1 protein-coding gene and 1 pseudogene are annotated in these 781 nt (G+C 65.7%); both read right to left on the reverse strand.

Annotated features, from left to right (window positions below):
* Positions 1–464, reverse strand: a pseudogene (locus tag EOA85_RS36460) (hypothetical protein); the annotation flags it as partial.
* Positions 464–781: BamA/TamA family outer membrane protein (locus EOA85_RS36465; protein WP_164760188.1), on the reverse strand; the 318-nt coding region annotated here is incomplete at its 5' end. The gene EOA85_RS36465 and the pseudogene EOA85_RS36460, both read right to left, overlap by 1 nt.

Below are 781 nucleotides of genomic sequence, written 5' to 3' on the forward strand. Positions count from 1 at the left end.
CCGCTGCCGGCCAGCGCCTGCCCGAGCGCGATTTCCGGCAGGTCGATCTGCTTGATGTCGAGCGACACCGGCAGGGTGGTGGCGCCACCTTGCCTCGGCTGGGTGCCGGCCACCGGCAGCCGCGCCAGCTCGATGCGATCGGCGCCGATGCGGCCGGCGCTGAAGTTTTTCGACAGAAGCGCCAGCGGCGACCAGTCGACGGCCACCTTGCGCGCCACCAGCCAGGCGCCCTGGCGATCCTCCAGCACCACATGATCGATAGTCAGCGCACCGGACCAGATGCCGTCGATGCCGCTGACCCTGACCTTCTGGTCATCGGTCGACGCCATGGTCGAGATGATGCCGGCGAGATTGTCGCGGCCGCGCTCGGTCTTGGTCAGCACGACGAGCGCACCGACCACCGCCGCCACCACGATGAGCAGCGTGAAAAGGACAATGCGAAGGATGCGCTTGAACATTGTCATCAGAACGCCTGGCCGATGCCGGCATAGATGCCGAAATCCGGGTCGTCGGGATCCGGGTTGAGCGGCACCGCTGCATCGATGCGCAACGGTCCGAACGGCGTAATATAGCGCAAGCCGACGCCGGCGCCGACCTTCATGCCGGAAAAATCCGGGAATTGATTGGTCGAGACGGTGCCGGCATCGACGAACGGCACGACGCCGATCGTGTCGGTGATGGCGATGCGCATCTCGAACGAGGTCTCGAAGAAGGACAGCCCGCCGATCGGCTCTCCGTCGGCGTCCTTCGGACCGATGCCCTGATAGGCATAACCGCGCAC

The organism is Mesorhizobium sp. M5C.F.Ca.IN.020.29.1.1 (genome assembly GCF_003997375.1).
In the GTDB taxonomy this organism is placed as follows: domain Bacteria; phylum Pseudomonadota; class Alphaproteobacteria; order Rhizobiales; family Rhizobiaceae; genus Mesorhizobium; species Mesorhizobium wenxiniae.